Genomic DNA, 22031 nt, shown 5'->3' on the forward strand with positions numbered 1-22031 from the left:
TAAAAAATCTTGGCTTGATAACTCAAACAATATTTCTAAATTTGCATTTCCATATGAAGTCAAAATAATTGCATTCCAAACAATTTAATTTAATATGTCAAAATCCTTCTTTGAAAAAAATAAAACATTTGTGTTTGTATCTGCTTTTTCAATTTCATTAGTTTTAGCCCCAATTATAGTTTTTTTATATCATTTTTGGAATCACACTATTTCAAATGATATGGCCGTTTGGGGCACATTTGGAGATTACATGGGAGGAACGATTAATACAATTTTAACTCTTTCAAGTTTAATTATATTAGCTTATTTAACAAAATTAGTTAGTGATCAATCTTTAGAAGACAATAAGGATTTAAATTTATTGGTGAGACGGTTAGATTGCTATGATAGAGTAACTCTATATTTACCTGAATTGCATCTAAAAGTTGTTGATTTAGCAAATTTAGACGTAAATACCAACACCGAACAATTAAGGTTGGAAAATAAAAAAGAAGTTGAACTTAGCGCACGTTTTTTTTATGAAATTCACATTTTCTTACAAACTTTCCCTATAAGATATCGTCACGTATTTAAATACGATTTTAACAAAAATGAATATAAGGTATTGATAGAAAAAGCAAAATCAATGCAAGATTTAGTTATGGTAGGAGTCGCCCAAACAGTTACTGGCGAAATAGATCCTGATATACCAACAGATGATTTTACGAATTTCTTAGACTTGTATTTGGCATTTATAAATGAATTGTCTTTGGAATTAAAGTAAAATATTATTTATGATTTCTTTTTAGCTATATTGTAATAAAATTTTAATTTTTTTTTAAAATACCAGTTCTAAATTATCTCACATAGATTTATCATCTGTCATTTATCATAATTTTTATAGATTAAATTAATTTTGGTGATATCTCACATCCCAATTGATAATGATCTGTCTGATGCATTTCTTTTTAGTAGGAGAATGATTTAATCGAAGATCTTATTTAATTGCATATGAATTAAATTCGATGGCAAAAAATAAGCATGCCGACAAAAATGGAATGGAAGGTAAGTTTTTCCAAAGCTCCATCTTTCCTGACATATCCAAGGTTTTTTTTAGATAGGTCGTATTTTCAAAAATACACTTCAGAAAATTTAATGTGGTCTCTTTTCATGTCGTATTTATCTATGAATTAAAAAAACACCTGCCAATATTTTAGTTGCAGTGGTGATAAAAGCAAATTGCATAATACTTAAAACCTCAATCCATGCAATGGATTGAGGTTTTATTGAAAAAATTTGTATTAGGGCTTGCCGATTACCTTAATTCGGGTAACGGTAAGATTTCCATATTTTTCAAGGTCTTCCTTAGACCATTCAAATTCTTTTCCTTGAGGTCTTTTATCGAAGTCCCAGTCCAAAGTTTCCTTGACGTAAACGTATAATCCCAAGGTATTTTCACTTTCGGTCTTTTTCCTCAATTCTTCCCTGCTTATGAAGCGGAAGGAGAAAAAAGATGGATAATCCACATTTCCTGTCACCAGTTTTATTTCCGGCTTTATTTCCTTAAGCAGGTCTTTTAATGGCCTGTTGATGAACTGCTGCTCGTTTGTCTTTAATTTATAGGCATCGGAAGGAGTTTGTACCATTTGTTGCGCTTTGCAGCCTGTGCTCAATAAGATCACGAAAAGGGATATAATTCTGATTGTGTTTTTCATATTTTTTATTTTATTAGCATGGGACATAGGAATAGGTTCCATTTGGGTTTTTCTGTATTTTTATTCTGGTGAATTTGCCGTCAGGCCCCAGTTTCATTAGCGTGATTCCTGCATTATTCTGATCCAGAACCGACCCGATGGCCGCTGTCTTGGAATCAATAGAATTCCCAATTTCTGAAGTTATATTAAAAATCGGGTTAAATATAGCATCCGGAAATTCAGGCGGATAATTCGGCGATAAATCTGGCGGGAACTGCTTTACAAAAGCCTGTGCTTGTGCCAGATTGTTAACGACTATAGCATAGGTTTCCCCTCCAGTAATTATGAATGAAGTGGAGAAGGCAGTATTTTTTGTGTTAAGGGTCACAGCGGCATAAATATCGCCTGAGGACAATGCAGTGTTGTTGGGATGGTTGTGGATTGCGGCAAAAGCGCCTGCAAGACTTTCGTTTACCGAGACGCCGTTTGGATTTCCGTTAGTTCTGATAGCGGAATTGGTGTAAGTACCGGATGCACCCGGTGTTCCCAAAGTGATGCTGTGTTCGTTTCCGTCAGCAGCACCTGCAGCTGCAATAGCATCTCTCGCGCTGGCAAATCCTGCATTTGCAGCCACACCGCTCGCTTTCACTGCTGCTGCACAGGGATCAATAGGGGGATAGGGATAGCCGTTGGGCCAAAGCGGGCCAGTTATTCCCGGCATGTATCCTGGAGGAAGATTCCCTCCTGGTAGCGAGGTATAGTCAGGATACCATACCCAATTGCTGCAGGTTGTGTAAGGGCCAACCGTCACATAATAGGTGCAAACCAGTCTGTTGGTAGTGCTTGGTTCGACACTGTAATTGTGAAGGCCTGAGAATTCGCCGTTATCAAATTCAGCCGAGTACGCAATGCTGTTGTCATTTTTTTGGATTGTGATATATCCCGAAAATTTTGAACCTAAAGTAAGAATATTAAAGGTTTTGTCCTCATTATTGAAAGCATTGTCTTTTGTGGTGTAGACGATATCGAAAACCTTATAGCTACTGTCAGCATTTTTGATAAGCAGTAGACGCATGTAGGTTTTGAAATCTTCGTCTTGCACAACATTGGCAGTGGCTCCCTCCGCTAATTTCAGAGGCACTTCGATTGCCTGTTCTCCATTGTTGTTCAGTATTATAGCATTTTCCCAGCTGATGGTTTTTGCATATTTTAGGGCTTCTAGGGAAGTGGGATTGCTCTCGAGCCATTCCCTTGCATCAGATACGGCCGAATCCTGTTCTAATTTTCCAATTTCATCATTCTGACAGCAGGCAAAGAATACTGCGGTGCCCAGTGTAAGGAAAGTAATGGATTTACGTATTGTTTTTTTCATAAATTTCCAGAGGATTAATAATTATATTTAAATAGTGAACCTGCTCTGACTTCTGTTTCTATTGTTGGATTACGTTGGCCATGCGTACAGTACAATATAGAATAATGAAATCAGGAGTGTTTAACAATGATCAAAATTAATAATAAATTCTTACAAATAATATGGTTTTTGATTGTTATTTATAATTATTTTAAATAGTTGAAATAATTTGTTTATTACGAGTGTCTTAAAATGCAAGTGAAATTAGGAAAAACTAACTGTGTGCATTTACAAATGATCTACATTAAGGACATATTCAATGCGGTATTAACCCTTCTGTAAATTGTTTTTATCAGATTGAAGGGGGAGAAGAGTATTTCGTTTTGAATTTCGCAGATCATCGAAATGAAAAAAATGAAATGGTCGTAGTGATGCTTAGAAAAGTTGAAGTAAAAGAAGGAGGGGTTTACAAATTGAATAAAACATTTACCATATCCCCTGAACTAACAGGAGCATTAGGAGTTTATAGTTCCGCAGAGAGTCAGTTATTTTATACTAATGAGATAGTGACTGGTGAATTGAAAATAACACATTTGGATATCTCAAAGTCAATTATCGCAGGCAGTTTTTGGTTTGACGCTCTAAATGATAAACGCGCAAAAGTGGAGATAAGAGAAGGACGTTTTGGTTGGAATTATTAACATTTAAATAAAATTGCATTGAATTTAAAGACAATAACGGCCTAAAAGGAGAGTTTTTTTGGGTAAAAAAATATTTGAATGAGATACAAAAATATATTACTAGTCAACGATATAAATGATGATGCAGAGACTTTTGTATTAGTCCTGAATGCAATTAGTCATAAAATAAGATCGTCAGTAGAAGGAAGCGCACTTGAAGCTCTAAAAAAGCTTCAGGATTCAAAATTATTGCCAGATATAATTTTTTTGGATTATAATATGTTATATCTTGATGGAAATGGATTTCTTACATTACTTCGGGATATTAAACGTCTAAAAGGAATTCCAGTTGTACTTTATTGCCGAAATTCAGGACTTATGTTAGACGAAGCATTGACCAAATTCAACAGAGTGCAGTTTTTAAAGAAGAGTGCGAATTTCAGAAAGCTTTTCAAGTCCCTGCAAAAAATAATTATGTCTGAAAAAGCCTGAAAAAATTGTAATGAATACGAAATTATTTTTTCTAAAATTTCGGAACCACTATACGTGTGATATAAAAAAAGAATCTGTCTTTTGGACAGATTCTTTTTTTTTAGTTATAATTGATTGTTCACTAGTTATATAGTAAGAAATCAATGTATTGTATTCATTATCTTAATTTTCCAGCAAATATCAAACTACCTCCAAGTGCTTCAGAAACTGCTTCGAAGTCAGCAGGTCCTTTTTGCTTCAAAAGGCTAAATTTACCATCAGGAGCAGTAAGCCGATTAACATTTATCAAAAACATTCTTATGATAATAAAAGAGATTTAGAGAAAAATTCTTAGGAATAAAAAGAATTCATTTAGAAAATAATTATATAATTTTTAATCAATCTAAATAATATTTTATTACTTACATTTGCAGAAATAAAAGTATTTGATAGTTTATAATTGATAAACATAAAGAATGCAAATTGATAAATAATCGTATTATCAAAGATAAAATTAGAACATATAATTTAAATGATACCCTTGATTTCGAAAGTCTCTACAAAGACTATTGGAAAAAAATATACATTATTTGTTATGGAAAAACTGCCAATAGAGAAGTATCCGAAGAAATGGTGCAGGACATTTTTATCTCATTATGGAATCGAAGAAACGAATTGATAATTACATCTTCTATAGAGCATTATTTGATAAAATCAGCAAAATTAAAAGTCATAGACTATTATAGATCACTTGCTTCTGCTAAACATAAAATTCTTGTTGACTGCGATTTATGTGAGCATCCGGAGTTTAACGAGAAATGTCTGGAACATAACGAATCGATACATAAATTTCTTGAACAGGATTTAGAAATTACAATCAAAAATTTACCCTGCCAGTGTCAAAAGGTATATCGTCTTAGCAGAGAAGAGCAAATGAGTATCTCTGAAATAGCAGAGAATTTAAATATTTCACCCAAAACGGTAAAAAATCATCTTACGAAAGCACTGAATTTTATAAGAGAAAAAATACCTGCAAATTTCGTGCAGTAAAAATTGCATTATAGTTCACCTAAAAATATTTTTATAAATTTTCTTTTTAGAGTAGGACTGCCTTCTTTTTTTTTCGACTATAGTATTGAACAAGCTATAAAGCGAAATGAAAGTAACCCCGGAATTATTAGAAAAATATGCCAATGATGAATGTTCCAATCAGGAAAGGGATATTATTGAACAATGGCTGAATGAAAATGACCAAACAGAAGACGAACAGGAAATACCTGCTTCTGCCTTTTTGGAAGAAAAATTATGGGGCAAAATCGAAGCAGTAATTGCAGTTCAGCCTCAAAGAAAGAAAAGCATATTTCAGAAAAAAACAACTTGGGCTATTGCCGCAAGCATTGCTTTATTGATGTGTTTATCCATCTTTAAATATACAGCACCTAGTCCTGAAAAAATTATTGTTTGTCAGACATTGGCAGGCGAAATGAAAAACATAACCTTAAGTGATGGTACTGTTGTTTATCTGAATGCCAATTCGATTCTAAAAATTCCGGAGAAATTTACATCGAATAATCGTATCGTTTCCTTTACAGGGGAAGCTTATTTTGAAGTTGCCAAAGACAGTCTTCATCCTTTTATGATACAAACGCAAAAATCAGAAACTACGGTTTTGGGAACCAAATTCAATTTATCTGCTTATGCTGATGAAGATAACACATTAACATTAGACGAAGGTAAAGTCCGTTTTAAAGATTTAAAAGGTTTGTCAAAACCAATTATTGTATTGCCTAATGAGCAAGTAGTATTAAATAATGACGGCCTTACAAAAACTAGCGTAAATACTAAATATTACAAAGGCTGGATGAACAGTTATCTCTATTTTAATAATGAATCGTTTTTAAGTATTTCGCATAAAATAGAGCGCATGTATGGTGTCGAAATTGAGATTAAGAATGCCGCATTAAAAAAACAAATATACAAAGGAGCCTTTAACAATCCCGGTATCAATAATCTTATAGATGATTTAAGCTTTGTATTGAAGTTTAAATACGAGATAAAAGGAAACCATATTACAATTTATTAATCCAAAAGAAAAGAATAATGAAATAAATACAGTACTTAAAAAAATATAAAAAAAAGCCAGTATGCGGCGTCCAAACTACATACTGGCAGAATGTCATTCAAAAGATATTAAATAAACATTTTCTACAAAAATATGAAATATAACGTAATAAATACATGCTATACGCGTGTATTAAAGATCACCTTGTTCCTTATATTATGCTTTAATGCCCAGAATATAACTGCCCAAAATGCAATTTTAGACAAAGAAGTTACTTTGAGTTTTAAAAATGAAACTATTGCTAATGCCCTTACAAAAATAGAAGAACAAACGGGATGTATATTTTCTTATACCCCAACTGTATTTAAAACAGACCGGATTATAAATAAAAGCTTTAATAAAAAGCCTTTAAGCGAAGTAATTAATGAAATTTTCAGCGAAAATAAAGTCTATTACCGTGTTCGTAACAATACCATAAACCTGCAAAGTCAGGCTGAAAAAGGTAAAGTTTCAGGTAAATTGACTACTTCCGAAGGTAATGCGGCACCTTTTGTCTCGGTAATTTTGCAAGGCACTAATTACGGTGCAACTTCTGATGAAAATGGTTTTTTTAGTTTCGCTGCACCAGAAGGCGACTATATTATTTTAACCAATTCTTTTGGTTTAGAAAAACAAAAGAAAACGATAACCATTTTAGCAAATAACACTACTAAAATTAATTTTACACTAAGCGAAACAAGCGAATCGCTCAAAGAAGTAGTAGTTAACGGTAATAAAATAAACAGGTTTGCAGAAAGAAAAAGTGATTATGTTTCTAAACTGCCATTAAAAAATCTGGAAAATCCACAAGTTTATAATGTGGTTAATAGTTCGCTAATGAAAGAACAATTAAACGTTGATATTACTCGTGCACTGGTAAACATTCCGGGCGCTGTAAGTAGCATTACGCCTGCCGGAGGAACATCTATTACGATAAGAGGATTTTCTGCAGACGTTGGTGCACGAAATGGTTTACAGTATTACGCAGGAGGCAGATCATCAGTAGATCCTGTAAATGTTGAGCGTATAGAAGTTCTTAAGGGACCATCTGCAACGTTGTTTGGCAATACCGTTTCTTCGTATGGAGGAGCTGTAAATTTGGTTACTAAAAAACCTTTCGAAACCTCTAGTAGTGAAATATCATATTCGGTTGGATCCTGGTCATTGAACCGTATTACTGCAGATATAAATACGCCTCTTAATTCAGAGAAAACAGTATTGTTTAGAATAAACGCAGCATTAAACAAAGAAGAAAGTTTCCTGAACACAGGCCATAAAAACACTTTTGCTATTGCTCCAAGTATCACCTATCAGGCAAGTGATAAATTGTTTTTGTCATTAGACATGGAGGTAACCCGTGAAGATTTAATACGGCCAACTTCTCTCGACTTTGATGTATTAAACTTAAAGAACGTAAATCAGATTCCATTAAACTATAAACAAACATTATTTGCAGATGATTTTAATGCGGTAACCAATACTTTTCGTACTTACTTTGAGGCAAAATATCAGATTTCGAAGGAATGGTCTTCTTATACCAATGTATCTGTAAACAATGAAAATGTAGAAAAAAGTTACCAGGCAGAGAGTGTATTTATTAGTGCTGACAGTATTAAACGAGGGATGCGTGTTTTTGGACCTTTTAAAACCATAAATACTAATATTAAGCATAATTTAAAGGGAGATTTTAAGATAGGAAGTATAAGAAACCGTTTTATCTGGGGACTTGATTACACCGAAGAATCTCAGGATAGATATACAGCCAGAGGAGTTGGGGATACAATTTCGATAAAAGAGCAAATACTTTTATACACAAGACCACAAGCAGATAAAGCTATTGGTACGGCATACGGATATAATTATAGAATAAATCGTTATGCTACCTATGTTTCGGATCTTGTGAATGTAACCGACAGACTAATGGTACTTCTTAGTATGAGATTAGACCGATATGTGAGAAAAACAAGTGAGGGGGGAGATGATAGTTACAGTCAGACAGCCGTTACCCCTAAATTTGGATTAATTTATCAGCCTATCAAAGATCAGGTTTCCCTTTTTGCAAATTATATGAGCGGTTTTACAAATTTAGGCCCAGTTACACAACCTGATGGTTCTACTTTTGTTTTAAAACCGGAATACGGTACTCAGTGGGAAACCGGTATAAAGATTAATACCCTTGATAATAAATATTCTGCAACTTTAAGTTATTATAATATTGATATAAGAGATGCTGTTCGAATGGATGGTAATCAATATACGTTTCAGGATGGAAAACAAAAGAGTAAAGGATTTGATGTAAGTTTAGTAGCAAACCCATTTACAGGTTTTAATTTGCTTGCAGGTTATGCTTTTAATCAAAATAAATACAAACAATCTGAATCAGGAATTGAAAGTAATGTAACCAGTAACCCTGAGAACGTTGCCAATTTTTGGTTAAGTTATAAATTCCAGCCTGGTAAAAAAATAGAAAATTTTGGTGTTGGTTTTGGTGGAAATTTTGTAGATCAATCGTATTTTAATATAGAGAATACGGTTATTATACCTTCTTATACTTTATTAAACGGAACGGTATTTTATGACCAGAACAAATGGCGTTTTGGGATTGCCTGTAATAATATGACGAATCAAAAATACTGGTCGGTTGCTAATCCACAAGCACTAAGACAATTCATTTTAAGTACTTCATTTAGATTCTAATTATAATGACGTTTAAAAAGATTGCTCAAAAAATACATTTGTGGCTGGGCTTAAGTTCTGGTATTATCGTAATCATACTTGGAATTACGGGCTGTTTGTATTCTTTTGAAGAAGAATTACGCCCAATAATTCATGATTATTATTACGTAGATAATGTAAAGAATAAAAAATTACCCGTTAGCCAATTAATAGAAATTGCAAAAGAGGTCAATAAAGCTAATCCTCAACAATTACTTTCGGGATGCCAAATGTTTAATGATAAAGAACGTACTGCAGTTGTTTCTTTTTCTGAAGAACTGGACAGGGATGCGCTTTGGTATTGGAATCGTTATCAGAGTATATCCATTTATATAGATCCTTATACAGGAACTGTAAAAAAAACAGAAGAGTATAATTCTGAATTTTTTGTTTTTATACGAATGCTGCACCAAACACTTTGTTTAAAAAGAGACATAGGTGATCCTATTGTAGGTACAGCAACTATTATATTCATTATTTCTCTAATTACAGGTTTGATTCTTTGGTGGCCAAAAAACAAAAGTGCAGCGAAACAACGTTTTTGGTTTCGGTGGAAAGATTCCACTAAATGGAAACGTAAAAATTATGATTTGCATAATATATTTGGATTTTATACGATGATTTTTGGTTTAATCCTTGCGCTTACCGGACTAGTTTGGGCATTTGAATGTTATGATAACGGAATACAATGGGTGCTTAATGGCGGAAAAACGTTTGAAAATGAATTTGTAGAATCTGATACGACACACTATGTTTGTCATACACCTGTTGATAAAGTGTATGCTATCACTAATCAATTGTATCCAAAGGCCAAATATTATTATATGTCAGTACCTGCAGCAGGAGATTCTTTAGCGACTATTTTTACTTTTGCAGGGCATAAAACACGTTTTGGTGATGTATCAATTGAGTTTGATCGATATACAGGTAAGATTCTAAAAACTACAACGTATGACGATAAGAATACAGGAGAAAAATTTAGAGATCTAAATTACGATTTACATGTAGGCAGCATCCTTGGCCTGCCAGGGAAAATATTGGCATTTTTTGCCAGTCTGGTATGTGCCAGTTTACCTATTACCGGATTTTTAATTTGGTGGGGGCGTAAAAATAAAAACAGTATAAAAAAATAAACAGAAAAACCTTATTCTAATTTTTGAATAAGGTTTTTTACTTTAATCACTATTTATTAGCACATGAGATTGTAAAAACCATAACGCAGGACTGCAGAAAAAAGAGAAATGTAAATATTATAATTAAATCTAATAAATTACAAAATTATGATGCAAGTCCATCATAAGTAAGTAGCAAATTTTCATGCAGTACTCTTAGATCAAATATCCAATCGTATCTTAAATTGACCTCTCCTAATTCTTTGCCTGTATATTGATTAATATAAATATTGCTGTAACTTTTGCAATCTGAAGCCGCTGTCCAATGCGATACTGTATTTTCCTCATAACTGGTAAAAACGTAGCTTTTTTTTGGATCATGGTCAATTATAGCATAATCTGCCAATGGATGTTTTATCCTTATACTCTTATATAGGCTGTCAAGCGGCAAAATAGTATTTTTAACTTGAGGTACAAAAATTTTATCCTTATGATACCAGGCAGATAATTCTTCTTCCCAAACAAAAATACTGGCATCCAGCATACTTATAAATACAACAAGTCCGGTCACAAGTCCGAACCATAAATGTATTTTATTTAGAATTTTTCTCATTTAGTTATGTAGCTAGAAAATATAAGCATATTAAAAGTTAACTGCTTGATATTCTTGTATAACTTCTCTTATGATTGTAATCATTTACAAAGTTTTTTTATTGAAAAAAGGCCGGTGGAAATTCAAGCCCCCGACCTTTTTCAAATCAATTAGTATAAATTGTTTATTTATTTAATCTTGAAATCCAGTTTACATAATCTAAACCTCTTACTTCAACGCCCTTTGTCAAGCTGCCAGAATTTATATCATAAGTATAAACAAAGCTACTATTTGCCTTAGTTGACACTAAAATATAAGCTTTACCATTTTCAACCAAAACAGGAGAAGAGCTTACGTATTGACTTAATGGCAGATTCAATTTTGTTTTAGTTTTAGCTACTACATCAACAACATAATATTCAAACACATCAGATCCGTTATAGTCTGCAAAAGTCAAAAGAACATCTTTTTTTCCAAGACGCGTTATTCCTTTTCCGTTTCCTAAATCGTAAAGACCGTAGAATTCTTTATTTCCATCACTGATAGCAGTTAAATCAAAAAAATAATCAGCATTAATTTCTGTTGATCCATTGCTTACTTTAAAAATAGCACTTGGTTTATCCTTAACAGAGCCCCAGCGGTCACCGCAGTCAGTAATAATATAAAGATCATTATTGTATTTTATTGTACCTCCCATCAAAGTAGAAAATGTACCTAATGCACCAGAACGTGTATCAGTGTCAATTTTTAAATTACTCATTGAAGGATAATCTACAGATGCTAGATAAGCCACAGAAGTACTTGTCCATCCTGAATGATATACAACATAGGGTAAATATAATTTGCCATTATTTATAGTACAGCCCGAAAGATAAATTGCCTTATCTGTAGCCTGTAAACCTGTAACGGTCAAAGTTCCAGATTTTGTTACAGATAAATCATCTGTATTGACAATATTGTAAGTAAGATCTGCGCTTGGAGCAGAAGTAGTTCCGTTCCATACAATAAGAGTAGTATCATTTAACCAATAAGACCATAAAGCATTACCCGCCAATGTAATTTCTTTTGATAAACTAAGCAGGTTTTTCTCAAATTTATATTTAGAAAGTTTTCCGTTAGCTAAATTGTAGTAAAACCCATTTTTAAATAATCTGCCGTTTCCTGTTAGTTCTGCACCATTACCATTTGCAGATGTAAATCCGCTGGTCAATGTTCCAGATGTCAGCATATAATTAGCTGATGGATTATTTACGCCTCCAGCAAAAACAAATTCTTCTCCAGTTGTAGTTTCATCATTTTCTTTTTTGTCGTCATTGCTGCAAGAAGCAAGTCCCATAATTGCTATAGATAAGAGACCCAAGAATTTTAATTTAGTATTCATTATTGTGTATTTAAGTTAATTTTTAAGTGATTTATTATTTAATAAAATATCTAAGTTTTATATAAAAAGCTCTGCCGGCTTTTTGAAGTTTGTAATTATCAAATGCTTCAGTATCAAAAATATTTGTACAGTCTAGTGCGATATTATAAGTTCCGTTTTTTAAAGAATAACTGATGCTTGCATTTTGAATAAACTGAGTTGGAATTCTGCTTTTACCAGCTTCAAACGCTTTGCTCGGCCACGTTAGATAGAACCAATGAATGTATTGTGAATACCAGTCGAACTGAATTTTAGTATCTTTTCCTAACCAGTTTTCTTTTCCATATCCAACACTGCCATTTGCAAAAAGCCAAGGCTGATTTGGCAGCCTGTCTAAATAAGCAGAAGAAGCTTTGTCTTTATTTATTGAATTGGTATAGCTTGCATTAAGAGAGGCATTAAATGCTTTATAGTGGTATTTAATATCGGTGTCAATGCCTGTGATGTCTACTTTACCAACATTGCTGTAGGTAGAAAAAATACCTCCAGGAAGTAAAAGAATAAAATCTTCGGCTTTTCTCATAAAACCGCCTGCCTCAACAGAAACGGAATGATAATCCTGAAGCATGAATTTATAATAAGCACCAAGATTGAAATTATCACTGCTTTCCGGCTTTAATTTAGGATTTGCAAGGATATTTATACCGTCTCCCAATAATTCTTCAACTTCTGGAATTCTATAGATATGTTCAAAAGAAAATTTGATGCCGCTGTTTTCAGTAAACTTATATCTTAAAGCTGTACCATATCCAAAATAATTATTAGTAAGTTCAGATTCTTCTTTTTTATAACCTGTTGCATTATAAAATACTGCTTCTCTGATGTAAGTGACCCCAGCGGGATTCAAACCGTGAAAAATACTGAATATTTTAAAGCTTTATTGCTTTTTTTAAATTATGATAAACTATCATTTTATCCTAATAACTATAAATTTGCATTAGTATTTTCTTTTTTAATTTGCTCAATAAAATAAGCAGTAGGCATTCCGGTTTTTATTTTAAAAGCTTTAGCAAATCGTTCAGTACTACTAAAACCAGCTTCCTCTGCCAGTGCTTTGTTGGTATAGTTACGAATTACTTTATTACTGGAGAGTAGAGATATTATATACTCTATTTTGAGATCATTTATATATCGGTTGAAACTTTTTTCTTTATACTGATGAATTATAGCAGAAAGATAAGTTGGATTGTGATTAAAAAAAGTAGCCAGACCAGAGAGTTTCCAATCTCTTTCTAGATATTTTTTTTCATTTTCAAATTTCTCTAAAAGTTTTAATATAATTTCACCTGTGTCATTATTAATACTAGGCATTGCCGGTTTCTGAATTTTTTCTTTAGTCCTTATTTTGTTTTTCGAATTATTAATCTCCAAGATCAGCTCTTCGAATCGTTTCTTGTAAAACTTTTTATTTCTAAAGTTTCGATAGTTGACAAAAAGAAATCCGGAAAAAAGCAGGGAAGTAAAACCAATCAAAACTGAATATTTATGATTTTTTATAAATAGCTCCTTTTTTAAATTTTCTTTTTCAATGAGCAATTCCTGTGTATTGTATTCCTTGTTTATTTTTCCAACTAAATAATGAAAGGTTTCATTGAGCATTCTATCGGCTTTGAGCAATTGATCTACGTAATACAATTGCAGTTTAGGATTGTCTTTAGTCTTATAATAATCGATTAGTAGCTCATACACTTCCCGTATATCAGGACGCAGATAACCTTTGGAGATAAAGAGCTGATCTACTTTCTTAAAATAGGGTAGCGCCTTTTCGTACTTTTCCATTTTCCAATAACTTTTACCAATGTAGAAATAACCAACGGATTCATTTCCGAAGTCATTTTTTTCTTTTAATCCCTCAATGGAAGATTCAATATTTTTAATAGACGAGGTGTAGTTTAACTTAAAGTAATCATTGATTCCTTGGGAATGAATAAAATAAACCTCCATTTCAGTAATTTTTAGTTTTTTACATTCTGCCAGTCCCAATATATTGGTTTCATCGCAGAGGCCATATTCTCCTATCCTGTTATAACAAACTCCTAAGAAATGCATTGAATTCAAATAGGGCTGGGGATTATCATTCTTGAAATAAGAAATACACTGTTTTAGTAATGAAATGGACTCATCATAATAGCCTAGGTAGTATTTGACCAGTGCGATATGGTATTTTAATTTATGGATAAGGTATTTGTCGGATGAATTAGCTAAATAACTGTTTGCAATAATATAATTATCCAAGGCATAGTTATGCTGCTTTAGCGCATAATAAGAGATGCCTTTGGATAAATAAGCAGACCCGATTACAGTGTTATTGTTTGTTTTTTTTGCAGCATATATCGCGCTATCGGCATATATAAGAGTAAGTTTATCAGAAGTCTGGTTGGATAAATTGCGATAACCATTGACGATTTCTTTCCAGTTCTGTTCTTTTTTTGCCTTAGCTAAATAGGCGTTTAAATACACAATAGCTTTTGATGTGTCTTTTTTTAATGTGTAGGCTTTATCATCGAGATAATCATAACTCTTATTTTGTAAAGAGTCTGGTATTTGATGCTCTTTTTGTTGAGCTAAGATTAAGTGACAAAGCAATAGGAAGATTGCAAGTGTTTGATTTTGATTCATAATAGGATAGTTTGGGGCTATATTGGGCTGTAAATCAAATGAGTATCACTTCCAAACAGCCATTGCACTAAATTTTATCTTAATCTGTTTCAAATTTAGTGTAAACAATTGAATTTTAGTTGTTTGTGTTTTAAAAAAGGAATATGGATTTATAATAAATCCATAGTGAATATTCAATAAATCCACACTAGTTGTCTTGCGGGGAATTTTTCCACAAGATAGCTTTGTCATGAATTCAATAGCGAAAAGATCTGGCATCGTGCCCGATATAAGTTCCGCTAATCCGGATGAAATGAACTGAGAAGCAATTCTCATTCACATCAAATAATCCTATATTATGAAAATTGTATCATTATGCAGCGCTTTATTATGTCTTTTAATTTCCTGTTCCACTGATTCAGATTTTAATGCATCTGAAAACAAGATAAGTACAATAATTAAATCAAAGGAAAATTTACCAAATCCGGAGAATACCGCAAATCCTTTTGACTTCAAAGGGGAAAGCTATTATGATGAGCTAACACTCTACTGGCAGAAAAATGAGTATCCCAACTCTATAGAGGAGATGACCCAGCAAATTAGGTTTTTGTCATTGCAGTTAAAAGGGACAAGTACCAATAAAAGTATAATACCCTTTACAGATGAAATTGTGGAGTCCATCATGGCTGATCCTGATCAGAGCATGATTTTAATTGTGCAAAATAGTGCACTTAGCACCGCTTCAAAAATAAGTCTGATTAACTTTTTACAGTCTTTAATTGAGAAGCGAGAATTAGAATTCTCCATTACTTACAGCTACATAGTGAACTATGAGGATACAGTTACCTCGGACAGCTCCTTTAGCGAGGATGACAAAGAAACGATATTAACGGTAACATCGATTTCAAGGTATTCACTTTATTCGGCAGCTGAGCGCAAGGATCGTGACTGGGATAAATCAGGAGCAAACAAAAACAGTAAACCCTTTTTTGAGACAAATCAAGTTGCTGTTATCTGCGTAATAGCGATGCTTAGTATGCTTAACTAAATTTTATTTCGAAGTTAATACCCATAAAACAAACAGAGAATCATCACAAATACTCTAAAATTATTTTATGGAAAAGTTCTTTGAGGGTAAAATGTAGAATCATGGAATACATCTTTTATCTTTTTTATTCTTTCATGAAATTATCATCACATGATCAAGGATCTCATCAATACAGAATTAAAGGACTTTCCCAAAGAGGGTTTGGATATATACGTCATCAAGAAATATGTAGTTAAAACTAGTTCGGATGAATCCTTTTTAGTTCGCAATTATGCTGTTATTTTAATAAAATCAGGAGAGTTTAAAATCAGGATAAAAGAGTTTACCAGTGAACTTAGAGCAAGTGATCTGATGGTCTTGCCTAAAAATTCCTATTGCAGGATCCTTGAAGTAAAGGGAAAACTACAATTGTATTTAATTTGCTTTACATCTGATTTTGCATTTGAAAATTGCCTGAAGAAAGAACTAGTGGACTCCTTTGCTTTTTTACTAGGAGAATATTCGTCCAAAATAACCCTTGAAGACAAAGATTTTCAGGTACTCTCGCTGATTTATAAACTGATTTATTTTGTAAATAAAGATACCCAGCTAAGTGTTGAGAATTTAGAGTTACAGCGTATTGGTTTTAACTTGTTTTTACACGAGCTAAAATTTATTTTTAACAGGTATTCAACAGGAAATCCAATTAAGATAAGCAGGCCCGAGAACCTTACGGTTCAATTTCTTACCATACTGACCATTCATTGCAAAAAACAGCATCGTGTGAAGTTTTATGCTGGGGCTTTATTTGTAACGAGGGGTTATCTTAATAATGTAGTGAGAAAGGTAACAGGGAAAACTGCAAAAAATCTTATTGATCAGGCGATTATTAACGAGATTAAAAATGTACTGGAAAACTCACCATCATCAATTACACTCATCGCCCAGGATTTTGAGTTCAGCAATCTTTCCAAATTAAGTAACTTTTTTAAAAGATATACCGCTATGTCGCCCTCCCAGTATCGTAGAGCCGCAGTGGGAAGAATTAAAAACCTTTAGACTTTATTGCATTATGTCCATTAAACCATACTATCATGATTACTATATATCCCTTAGAATGGATAGACTCATTGATATTGCAAACCTTAGATCCAAAGAAAACAAATATCGGTGATCTCTCAGAGAAAGATTTAGCTTTAATAACTCATAATCTTTCAAAAGAATCGCATAAGATTCAAATTCAACTCAAAAATGAAGTATTTGCTTTACACCAGAAAAGGCAAATCCGTCTGTTGGTTCAAAAGTACCACGCTTCTTTTGTTTATTTGCTCGATAAGGTAATCGAATATCAAAAAAATCATCTGGCTCTTACCGGAGTTATGGCAGCTATTGTAGATGTGGTAATTGATACTTTGTATGAATTGTTATCTTTTATCCAGTGCCGTTATGCGCATTACCTAAGTCTTGACGAGAGGGTTCCTTTGCGCTACCTTATAGTTTCCAGAGAAGAAATTTTACTGAGACTCCAAGCGCTTAAAGATAAAAAAATGCAAATTACTACAGCTGGTACTCTAATTGAAATTGTGTTTAACGCTATTAATAATTCAATTGCAGATAAACCGGAGCGCAAGATTACTTATCGGGAAATATTCTATCAAAAAGAGCTTTTAAAATATTTAGATGCCCTTGTAGATATATCTGACTCCTCGGGCTTTTATTCAGCAATGGATCAGCTACTCATTGAGATGAACTTTAATTATCCTCCCTACATTATGGACTTTACTGATCGAATTGAAAACCATCTTAGTTTACAGGAGTCTTTAGAGGGTAAAATAAACGAATTAGTGCTTTATCATAAAGAGTTTAGCCAATTATTATTCAATGAAAAAATAAGTTTTGATCCCGCCAGGGAAAACATAAGATACGTTCTGGAGAACTGGTTCAGGCACGAAATTGCCTACTTGGAGCGAAAAATCCAAATATTGCCAGAGACCCAGCGCATCAGTGAGCCGGACCAAAATGTACGGTCAGATAATAAGGTAGAGTGCGCCCTGTCTATAGATCAGATGGGACTCATATTAAGAGCAGGGGATGAGGCAAGAATATTAAAGGCCAGATCCCTGAACTGCGTTTTCAAAACCATTGTACCTTATCTTTCTTCTTCACAGAAAAAAGATTTATCCTATAATTCTATGAGAAGCAAATCCTATACCCCTGAGGATAGAGATAAGGAAATTGCCATTAAAACACTCAAGCGTATCATAAAGCATATAGAAGAATTCTAATTTTTTTTCAATCTGCTGCTGTAGATGAAATAGTTTTTTAAGGGGATAAATTATTTAAAAATACTAAAAACGGACAGTCTTAACTTTCTATAGCAAAAAAGGAAAAAAAAGAGAGTGTCGCTATTGTAAAGTGAGATCTAAATCCTTTATATCCCATACAACCTTTTATGTCTGTAATGCTATTAGGCTCAGCCATGGATTGGCAGGTATCGTGTGACGATCAATACGCTTAAAGATATTGGAATCGTAAAGGGCAAAGCCTTTACAAGGCTAGAAAACGGGAAATATAAACACCCAGCCTTTTAGAAGAGTTGAGATGTCTAAAGAGGGAGCTAAAACAAGGTAACTTGTTAAAAGGCTTGTCATAGAGAGCTTTACTAAAAAAAAAACAATAAAAAATTTAGTTATATATGCCAGTAACCTAACTATTCGTTTTGTATGAGTGATGAAATTATACAAAGCAGTGATTACATAAATTGGTTAAAATTTATTTTAAATAAAATAAAACATGACCAAACTCAAACTGCTTTTAGAGTCAATGCTGAAATGCTTACATTTTATTGGGAAATAGGAAATGCTATCCTAGAGAAACAATTACAGAATAGCTGGGGAAGTAAAATTATTTATCTTTTGCTACTGACTTGGCTCGTAATTTTCCTCAAAGTAGAAGTTATTCTGTTCGAAATCTAAAATACATGAGCCCTTTTTCTCAGGCTTACCCTGATTTTTCAATTGTGCAAGTGTCACTTGCACAAATTACATGGTATCATCATATAAGCTAATTAACCAAATTAAAAATCTGGAAGAAAGAGCGTTTTTATAGAGTTGAAACGGCTGAAAATGAATGGAGTAGAGGTGTGGTGCTCTTACAGGTACAAAGTAATTACTTATTTTAAATTAAAACCAAGTACTGTATTATAATTTTAATTGCGCAAAAAAACTTTCCCACTAAAGCCCGAACTCTTTTTTTGCCAGTACCACCCAGTCCCTGGTATCATTATGTTCTGAAAAATTCTCAATTGAATATTTAATTACAAAGCCTGAATTTTCCATTAATTTCAGAACGTCTATTTTTGATAAACAGCTGTAATAGAATGATTCACCAAACATCTGGTCTGTATGTTCATCTTCTTCTTTTCCATGTGTGAAAAGAAAATATCCTCCAAGGGACAGTAAACTTGAAACTTTAAGATAAATGTCTTTCTGTCTCTCTTTTGGAAAATGGAACAGAGAGTCCCATGCAATTACCGCATCAAATTTTTCTTCACTTGAAAAATCAAAAAAATCACAAACAAAAAAACGTGAATTTCTGATTCCATTAGATTGTGCTGCTGTGATCATATTTTCAGAGAGATCTATTCCAGTAACTGATAAATTTTTATCAGCAAAATATTCTGCTAATGGCCTGCCTGTACCACAGCCTATATCAAGAATTTTCCCTTTTGGCTTAATCTTTTGCGTCAAATCAATAATGAGGCTGTTCACCTGAGCAGTATTTCTGACGGAGGCCCACAAAGGTATAATCTTGTTATAAGATTCTCTGTTTAAAGATGTTTTTTCCATATTTATAAATACTTAAAAAATGCAGGGTTAAATTGTTCTGCTCTGAGCAGTTTGGAACTGCCTTAATTTATGCTAAAATACTATTTTTAATAAAAATTAAAAATCAAAATAGGGACTGAATCAAGCGGAAATCTGATTGATTCCAACTCAAGCTGCCATAAAAAGGGGAATTGTGTAATAATTAACAATGGAGAGAGCAACCTCAAATAATCGTATCAATTACCAAAGCAAATTCTAATCTTAGCTTTTTGGTTGCTGCTTTGGAAAAAGCAGGTCACACTGCCACATTGAACTCTTCGGGTTCTTATACCTTTTTTTGCTTCTACAAATGCATCCTTTAGCCGAAACTGGATTTCCAGAACTTCCTGACATTCCATGAAATGTTCTTGAAACAACTTAAAGTATCATGTAGCCAGTGCAAATGTGCAGTAATTAGCTCGAACAAATGGTCAGGATGTAAGTACTTTTGCAGGACAAAACTTTACAATTGGCCTGACGGATGATGCAAAAATCACCGATGCCATTGGCAGAGTAAATACTATTGTCGCTACAGATGTGCAATGCTCAAATGGAATAATTCATGTAATTGACAAAGTTTTATTACCTAAATATTAATTATAGTAAAACTGTATTGAAGCAGGCATTAAAAAATAAAATTTAGAAAGTTTGTAAAAGGGTGATTTAGTTAAAGTAATTTTTCTTAACCGCTATTTAGCAACAATTGGGAATGGAAACAAATAGTCTAGATTTTACTCAAAATATATGTTGTAAAATTAAATTGTATACAATTTAATTATTCTGTATCTTTGCATTATTATTTTGATTCAAATAATTTTAAGAATCAGATGTTTAATTTAATAAAATAATAAAGAATGTCGTTAATAGAAGATTTAAACTGGAGACATGCCGTAAAAGCATATGACTCAACAAAAGAAGTGGCAGAAGAAGATTTAAATAAAATTTTAGAAGCTGCAAGACTGGCTCCAACTTCATCTGGTTTACAGCCTTTTCGCGTGATTGTTGTAGAAGATCAGCAATTGAAAGAGAAAATGGTAAAAGGCGCATTAAATCCAGAAGTTATGAGAGATTGTTCTCATGTGTTGGTTTTTGCCGCATGGGAGAGTTATTCTAATGAGAAAATCGATAAAGTCTATGATCATCACACTGATGTAAGAGAATTACCAAGAGGTCGTTTCAGCAGTTATACTGATCAAATCAAGCAAATCTACGCAGCGCAAACTCCTGAAGAGCATTTTGCCCACACAGCAAGACAAACCTATATTGCATTAGGTTTGGCAATGGCTCAGGCAGCCGAGCTGAAAATTGATTCTACTCCGGCTGAAGGTTTTAGCAACCAGGTGGTTGATGAGATTTTGGATCTTAAGGAGTTAGGTCTAAAAAGTGTTACCCTTTTATATCTGGGTTACAGAGATACTGAAAACGACTGGCTTTCCCAAATGAAGAAAGTTAGAATTCCAATGGAGGAATTTATTATCAGGAAATAATATTTTAATTCTGCTTTTTGTCATTAATTATGGAAAATTACCACGCTCCCAAATTGGAAAACCAACTTTGTTTTCCGCTTTATGTTATCGCAAAAGAAATTATTGGTTTGTACCGGCCATTTCTCGATGAGCTTCAAATTACCTACTCGCAGTATCTTGTGATGATGGTGCTTTGGGAGCAGGATGGCTTGACTGTTAATCAGATAGGCGAAAAACTGTATCTGGATAGTGGAACCTTAACACCGCTTTTAAAAAAACTTGAAATTAAGGGTTTTGTCATTAGAAAAAGAAAAAAAGAAGACGAAAGAGTTGTTGAAGTTTTTTTAGCTGATAATGGCAGAAATTTACAGCAAAAAGCGTGTGAAATTCCTGCAAAAATGCAGGAGAGGCTCAATCTAACAACAGAAGATCTATTGGAACTCAAAGGAACTGTTCAGAAAATTTTAAATAAAATTCAAAAATAAAATGAAAACATTATATACAACCAGCGTTACTGCAAAAGGGGGAAGAAACGGACAGGTAAAAAGTGAAAACGGAATTTTGAACCTTGAGGTAAGAATGCCCAAAGCTTTAGGAGGAGCCAGTGATGACTTTACCAATCCCGAAATGCTCTTCGCGGCAGGATATTCAGCATGCTTTGATAGTGCACTGAATCGCGTTATTGGTTTATCAAAAACTCAAACAGGTGAAACTTCGGTAGCTGCAAAGGTAAGTATCGGGCAAAATCAAGACGGTGGTTTTGGTCTGGCTGTAGAATTGGATGTGAATATTCCTGGAGTATCTATTGAAGAAGCTCAGGAATTAACGCAAAAAGCGCATCAGATTTGTCCTTATTCAAATGCGACAAGATCTAATATTGAAGTTAAGCTTTTAGTGACCAATAACTAAGATTAATTTCTTTAAATTATATAAATCTGCTTCCTTTTGGATGCAGATTT

At 33.1% G+C, this 22031-nt stretch carries 24 protein-coding genes; 16 read left to right on the forward strand and 8 right to left on the reverse strand.

Features of this window, described 5'->3' with window-relative positions; genetic code table 11:
- Nucleotides 1-94 precede the first annotated feature (94 nt).
- Nucleotides 95-763 carry a hypothetical protein gene (locus FLACOL7796_RS07500; protein ID WP_173970194.1) on the forward strand — a complete coding sequence of 223 codons (669 nt, stop codon included), beginning with the start codon at nucleotides 95-97 and terminating at the stop codon, nucleotides 761-763.
- 517 nt (nucleotides 764-1280) lie between these two features.
- Here FLACOL7796_RS07500 and FLACOL7796_RS07505 read toward each other — a convergent pair.
- Together FLACOL7796_RS07505 and FLACOL7796_RS07510 are read right to left on the reverse strand one after the other, a co-directional pair.
- Nucleotides 1281-1694, reverse strand: coding sequence for a hypothetical protein (locus FLACOL7796_RS07505; RefSeq protein WP_173970195.1), 414 nt, complete (start codon nucleotides 1692-1694; stop codon nucleotides 1281-1283).
- A 13-nt stretch (nucleotides 1695-1707) separates the two neighbouring features.
- Nucleotides 1708-3045, reverse strand: a complete 1338-nt coding sequence (locus tag FLACOL7796_RS07510; protein ID WP_173970196.1) for a hypothetical protein — start codon at nucleotides 3043-3045, stop codon at nucleotides 1708-1710.
- 362 nt (nucleotides 3046-3407) lie between these two features.
- Between FLACOL7796_RS07510 and FLACOL7796_RS07515 the strand changes: the two genes are divergently transcribed.
- A complete protein-coding gene (locus FLACOL7796_RS07515) occupies nucleotides 3408-3725 on the forward strand; it encodes a hypothetical protein (RefSeq protein WP_173970197.1) in 318 nt (105 codons plus the stop codon).
- Nucleotides 3726-3803: 78 nt separating this feature from the next.
- A complete protein-coding gene (locus FLACOL7796_RS07520; protein ID WP_173970198.1) occupies nucleotides 3804-4196 on the forward strand; it encodes a response regulator in 393 nt (130 codons plus the stop codon).
- A gap of 157 nt (nucleotides 4197-4353) precedes the next feature.
- Here FLACOL7796_RS07520 and FLACOL7796_RS24790 read toward each other — a convergent pair whose 3' ends face one another.
- The gene (locus FLACOL7796_RS24790; protein WP_262889156.1) at nucleotides 4354-4485 is read right to left on the reverse strand and encodes a hypothetical protein; all 132 of its coding nucleotides are present in this window, start codon (nucleotides 4483-4485) and stop codon (nucleotides 4354-4356) included.
- A 173-nt stretch (nucleotides 4486-4658) separates the two neighbouring features.
- Between FLACOL7796_RS24790 and FLACOL7796_RS07525 the strand changes: the two genes are divergently transcribed.
- From FLACOL7796_RS07525 to FLACOL7796_RS07540, 4 genes are all read left to right on the forward strand, one after another.
- Entirely contained in the window at nucleotides 4659-5225 is a 567-nt protein-coding gene (locus tag FLACOL7796_RS07525; RefSeq protein ID WP_232067319.1) for an RNA polymerase sigma-70 factor, read from the forward strand.
- A 106-nt stretch (nucleotides 5226-5331) separates the two neighbouring features.
- On the forward strand, nucleotides 5332-6258 hold the full coding sequence (locus FLACOL7796_RS07530; RefSeq protein WP_173970199.1) for a FecR family protein: 927 nt from the start codon (nucleotides 5332-5334) through the stop codon (nucleotides 6256-6258).
- Between the two features lie 132 nt (nucleotides 6259-6390).
- Nucleotides 6391-8973 carry a TonB-dependent receptor gene (locus tag FLACOL7796_RS07535; RefSeq protein WP_173970200.1) on the forward strand — a complete coding sequence of 861 codons (2583 nt, stop codon included), beginning with the start codon at nucleotides 6391-6393 and terminating at the stop codon, nucleotides 8971-8973.
- A gap of 5 nt (nucleotides 8974-8978) precedes the next feature.
- Nucleotides 8979-10124, forward strand: coding sequence for a PepSY-associated TM helix domain-containing protein (locus FLACOL7796_RS07540; RefSeq protein ID WP_173970201.1), 1146 nt, complete (start codon nucleotides 8979-8981; stop codon nucleotides 10122-10124).
- Nucleotides 10125-10269: 145 nt separating this feature from the next.
- On the opposite strand, the gene FLACOL7796_RS07545 is transcribed toward FLACOL7796_RS07540, so the two are convergent.
- The 4 genes from FLACOL7796_RS07545 to FLACOL7796_RS07560 form a co-directional block, all read right to left on the reverse strand.
- Complete coding sequence (locus FLACOL7796_RS07545) at nucleotides 10270-10716, reverse strand: PepSY domain-containing protein (RefSeq protein ID WP_173970202.1); 447 nt, start codon at nucleotides 10714-10716, stop codon at nucleotides 10270-10272.
- Nucleotides 10717-10879: 163 nt separating this feature from the next.
- Nucleotides 10880-12076, reverse strand: a complete 1197-nt coding sequence (locus FLACOL7796_RS07550; protein ID WP_173970203.1) for a hypothetical protein — start codon at nucleotides 12074-12076, stop codon at nucleotides 10880-10882.
- 34 nt (nucleotides 12077-12110) lie between these two features.
- Entirely contained in the window at nucleotides 12111-12962 is an 852-nt protein-coding gene (locus FLACOL7796_RS07555; protein WP_173970204.1) for a TonB-dependent receptor domain-containing protein, read from the reverse strand.
- Nucleotides 12963-13039: 77 nt separating this feature from the next.
- Entirely contained in the window at nucleotides 13040-14734 is a 1695-nt protein-coding gene (locus FLACOL7796_RS07560; protein ID WP_173970205.1) for a helix-turn-helix domain-containing protein, read from the reverse strand.
- A gap of 337 nt (nucleotides 14735-15071) precedes the next feature.
- Between FLACOL7796_RS07560 and FLACOL7796_RS07565 the strand changes: the two genes are divergently transcribed.
- From FLACOL7796_RS07565 to FLACOL7796_RS24885, 5 genes are all read left to right on the forward strand, one after another.
- The gene (locus FLACOL7796_RS07565; protein WP_173970206.1) at nucleotides 15072-15761 is read left to right on the forward strand and encodes a hypothetical protein; all 690 of its coding nucleotides are present in this window, start codon (nucleotides 15072-15074) and stop codon (nucleotides 15759-15761) included.
- 150 nt (nucleotides 15762-15911) lie between these two features.
- Nucleotides 15912-16799, forward strand: a complete 888-nt coding sequence (locus FLACOL7796_RS07570; RefSeq protein ID WP_173970207.1) for a helix-turn-helix domain-containing protein — start codon at nucleotides 15912-15914, stop codon at nucleotides 16797-16799.
- A gap of 35 nt (nucleotides 16800-16834) precedes the next feature.
- Entirely contained in the window at nucleotides 16835-18025 is a 1191-nt protein-coding gene (locus tag FLACOL7796_RS07575) for a hypothetical protein (protein ID WP_173970208.1), read from the forward strand.
- A gap of 438 nt (nucleotides 18026-18463) precedes the next feature.
- Nucleotides 18464-18715, forward strand: a complete 252-nt coding sequence (locus tag FLACOL7796_RS07580; RefSeq protein WP_173970209.1) for a DUF1016 N-terminal domain-containing protein — start codon at nucleotides 18464-18466, stop codon at nucleotides 18713-18715.
- Nucleotides 18667-18807, forward strand: coding sequence for a DUF1016 N-terminal domain-containing protein (locus FLACOL7796_RS24885; RefSeq protein WP_173970210.1), 141 nt, complete (start codon nucleotides 18667-18669; stop codon nucleotides 18805-18807). Before FLACOL7796_RS07580 ends, FLACOL7796_RS24885 begins: the two co-directional genes overlap by 49 nt.
- A gap of 166 nt (nucleotides 18808-18973) precedes the next feature.
- On the opposite strand, the gene FLACOL7796_RS07590 is transcribed toward FLACOL7796_RS24885, so the two are convergent.
- A complete protein-coding gene (locus FLACOL7796_RS07590) occupies nucleotides 18974-19588 on the reverse strand; it encodes a class I SAM-dependent DNA methyltransferase (protein ID WP_173970211.1) in 615 nt (204 codons plus the stop codon).
- Nucleotides 19589-20080: 492 nt separating this feature from the next.
- On the opposite strand from FLACOL7796_RS07590, the gene FLACOL7796_RS07595 reads away from it, so the two are divergent.
- From FLACOL7796_RS07595 to FLACOL7796_RS07610, 4 genes are all read left to right on the forward strand, one after another.
- Nucleotides 20081-20203, forward strand: coding sequence for a fasciclin domain-containing protein (locus FLACOL7796_RS07595; RefSeq protein WP_394367905.1), 123 nt, complete (start codon nucleotides 20081-20083; stop codon nucleotides 20201-20203).
- A 257-nt stretch (nucleotides 20204-20460) separates the two neighbouring features.
- Nucleotides 20461-21093, forward strand: a complete 633-nt coding sequence (locus FLACOL7796_RS07600; RefSeq protein WP_173970212.1) for an NAD(P)H-dependent oxidoreductase — start codon at nucleotides 20461-20463, stop codon at nucleotides 21091-21093.
- A gap of 29 nt (nucleotides 21094-21122) precedes the next feature.
- A complete protein-coding gene (locus FLACOL7796_RS07605) occupies nucleotides 21123-21557 on the forward strand; it encodes a MarR family winged helix-turn-helix transcriptional regulator (RefSeq protein ID WP_173970213.1) in 435 nt (144 codons plus the stop codon).
- Nucleotide 21558: 1 nt separating this feature from the next.
- Nucleotides 21559-21981, forward strand: coding sequence for an organic hydroperoxide resistance protein (locus tag FLACOL7796_RS07610; protein ID WP_173970214.1), 423 nt, complete (start codon nucleotides 21559-21561; stop codon nucleotides 21979-21981).
- The last annotated feature ends 50 nt before the right edge of the window (nucleotides 21982-22031 follow it).

This window comes from Flavobacterium bizetiae (assembly GCF_902804475.1).
Taxonomy (GTDB): domain Bacteria; phylum Bacteroidota; class Bacteroidia; order Flavobacteriales; family Flavobacteriaceae; genus Flavobacterium; species Flavobacterium bizetiae.

Excerpts from the sequence above, each read along its gene's own strand:
- FLACOL7796_RS07500 (WP_173970194.1), top strand. The coding sequence starts at position 95 with ATGTCAAAATCCTTCTTTGAAAAAAATAAAACATTTGTGTTTGTATCT.
- FLACOL7796_RS07505 (WP_173970195.1), bottom strand. The coding sequence starts at position 1,694 with ATGAAAAACACAATCAGAATTATATCCCTTTTCGTGATCTTATTGAGC.
- FLACOL7796_RS07510 (WP_173970196.1), bottom strand. The coding sequence starts at position 3,045 with ATGAAAAAAACAATACGTAAATCCATTACTTTCCTTACACTGGGCACC.
- FLACOL7796_RS07520 (WP_173970198.1), top strand. The coding sequence starts at position 3,804 with ATGAGATACAAAAATATATTACTAGTCAACGATATAAATGATGATGCA.
- FLACOL7796_RS07530 (WP_173970199.1), top strand. The coding sequence starts at position 5,332 with ATGAAAGTAACCCCGGAATTATTAGAAAAATATGCCAATGATGAATGT.
- FLACOL7796_RS07535 (WP_173970200.1), top strand. The coding sequence starts at position 6,391 with ATGAAATATAACGTAATAAATACATGCTATACGCGTGTATTAAAGATC.
- FLACOL7796_RS07540 (WP_173970201.1), top strand. The coding sequence starts at position 8,979 with ATGACGTTTAAAAAGATTGCTCAAAAAATACATTTGTGGCTGGGCTTA.
- FLACOL7796_RS07545 (WP_173970202.1), bottom strand. The coding sequence starts at position 10,716 with ATGAGAAAAATTCTAAATAAAATACATTTATGGTTCGGACTTGTGACC.
- FLACOL7796_RS07550 (WP_173970203.1), bottom strand. The coding sequence starts at position 12,076 with ATGAATACTAAATTAAAATTCTTGGGTCTCTTATCTATAGCAATTATG.
- FLACOL7796_RS07560 (WP_173970205.1), bottom strand. The coding sequence starts at position 14,734 with ATGAATCAAAATCAAACACTTGCAATCTTCCTATTGCTTTGTCACTTA.
- FLACOL7796_RS07565 (WP_173970206.1), top strand. The coding sequence starts at position 15,072 with ATGAAAATTGTATCATTATGCAGCGCTTTATTATGTCTTTTAATTTCC.
- FLACOL7796_RS07570 (WP_173970207.1), top strand. The coding sequence starts at position 15,912 with ATGATCAAGGATCTCATCAATACAGAATTAAAGGACTTTCCCAAAGAG.
- FLACOL7796_RS07575 (WP_173970208.1), top strand. The coding sequence starts at position 16,835 with ATGATTACTATATATCCCTTAGAATGGATAGACTCATTGATATTGCAA.
- FLACOL7796_RS07580 (WP_173970209.1), top strand. The coding sequence starts at position 18,464 with ATGAGTGATGAAATTATACAAAGCAGTGATTACATAAATTGGTTAAAA.
- FLACOL7796_RS07590 (WP_173970211.1), bottom strand. The coding sequence starts at position 19,588 with ATGGAAAAAACATCTTTAAACAGAGAATCTTATAACAAGATTATACCT.
- FLACOL7796_RS07600 (WP_173970212.1), top strand. The coding sequence starts at position 20,461 with ATGTCGTTAATAGAAGATTTAAACTGGAGACATGCCGTAAAAGCATAT.
- FLACOL7796_RS07605 (WP_173970213.1), top strand. The coding sequence starts at position 21,123 with ATGGAAAATTACCACGCTCCCAAATTGGAAAACCAACTTTGTTTTCCG.
- FLACOL7796_RS07610 (WP_173970214.1), top strand. The coding sequence starts at position 21,559 with ATGAAAACATTATATACAACCAGCGTTACTGCAAAAGGGGGAAGAAAC.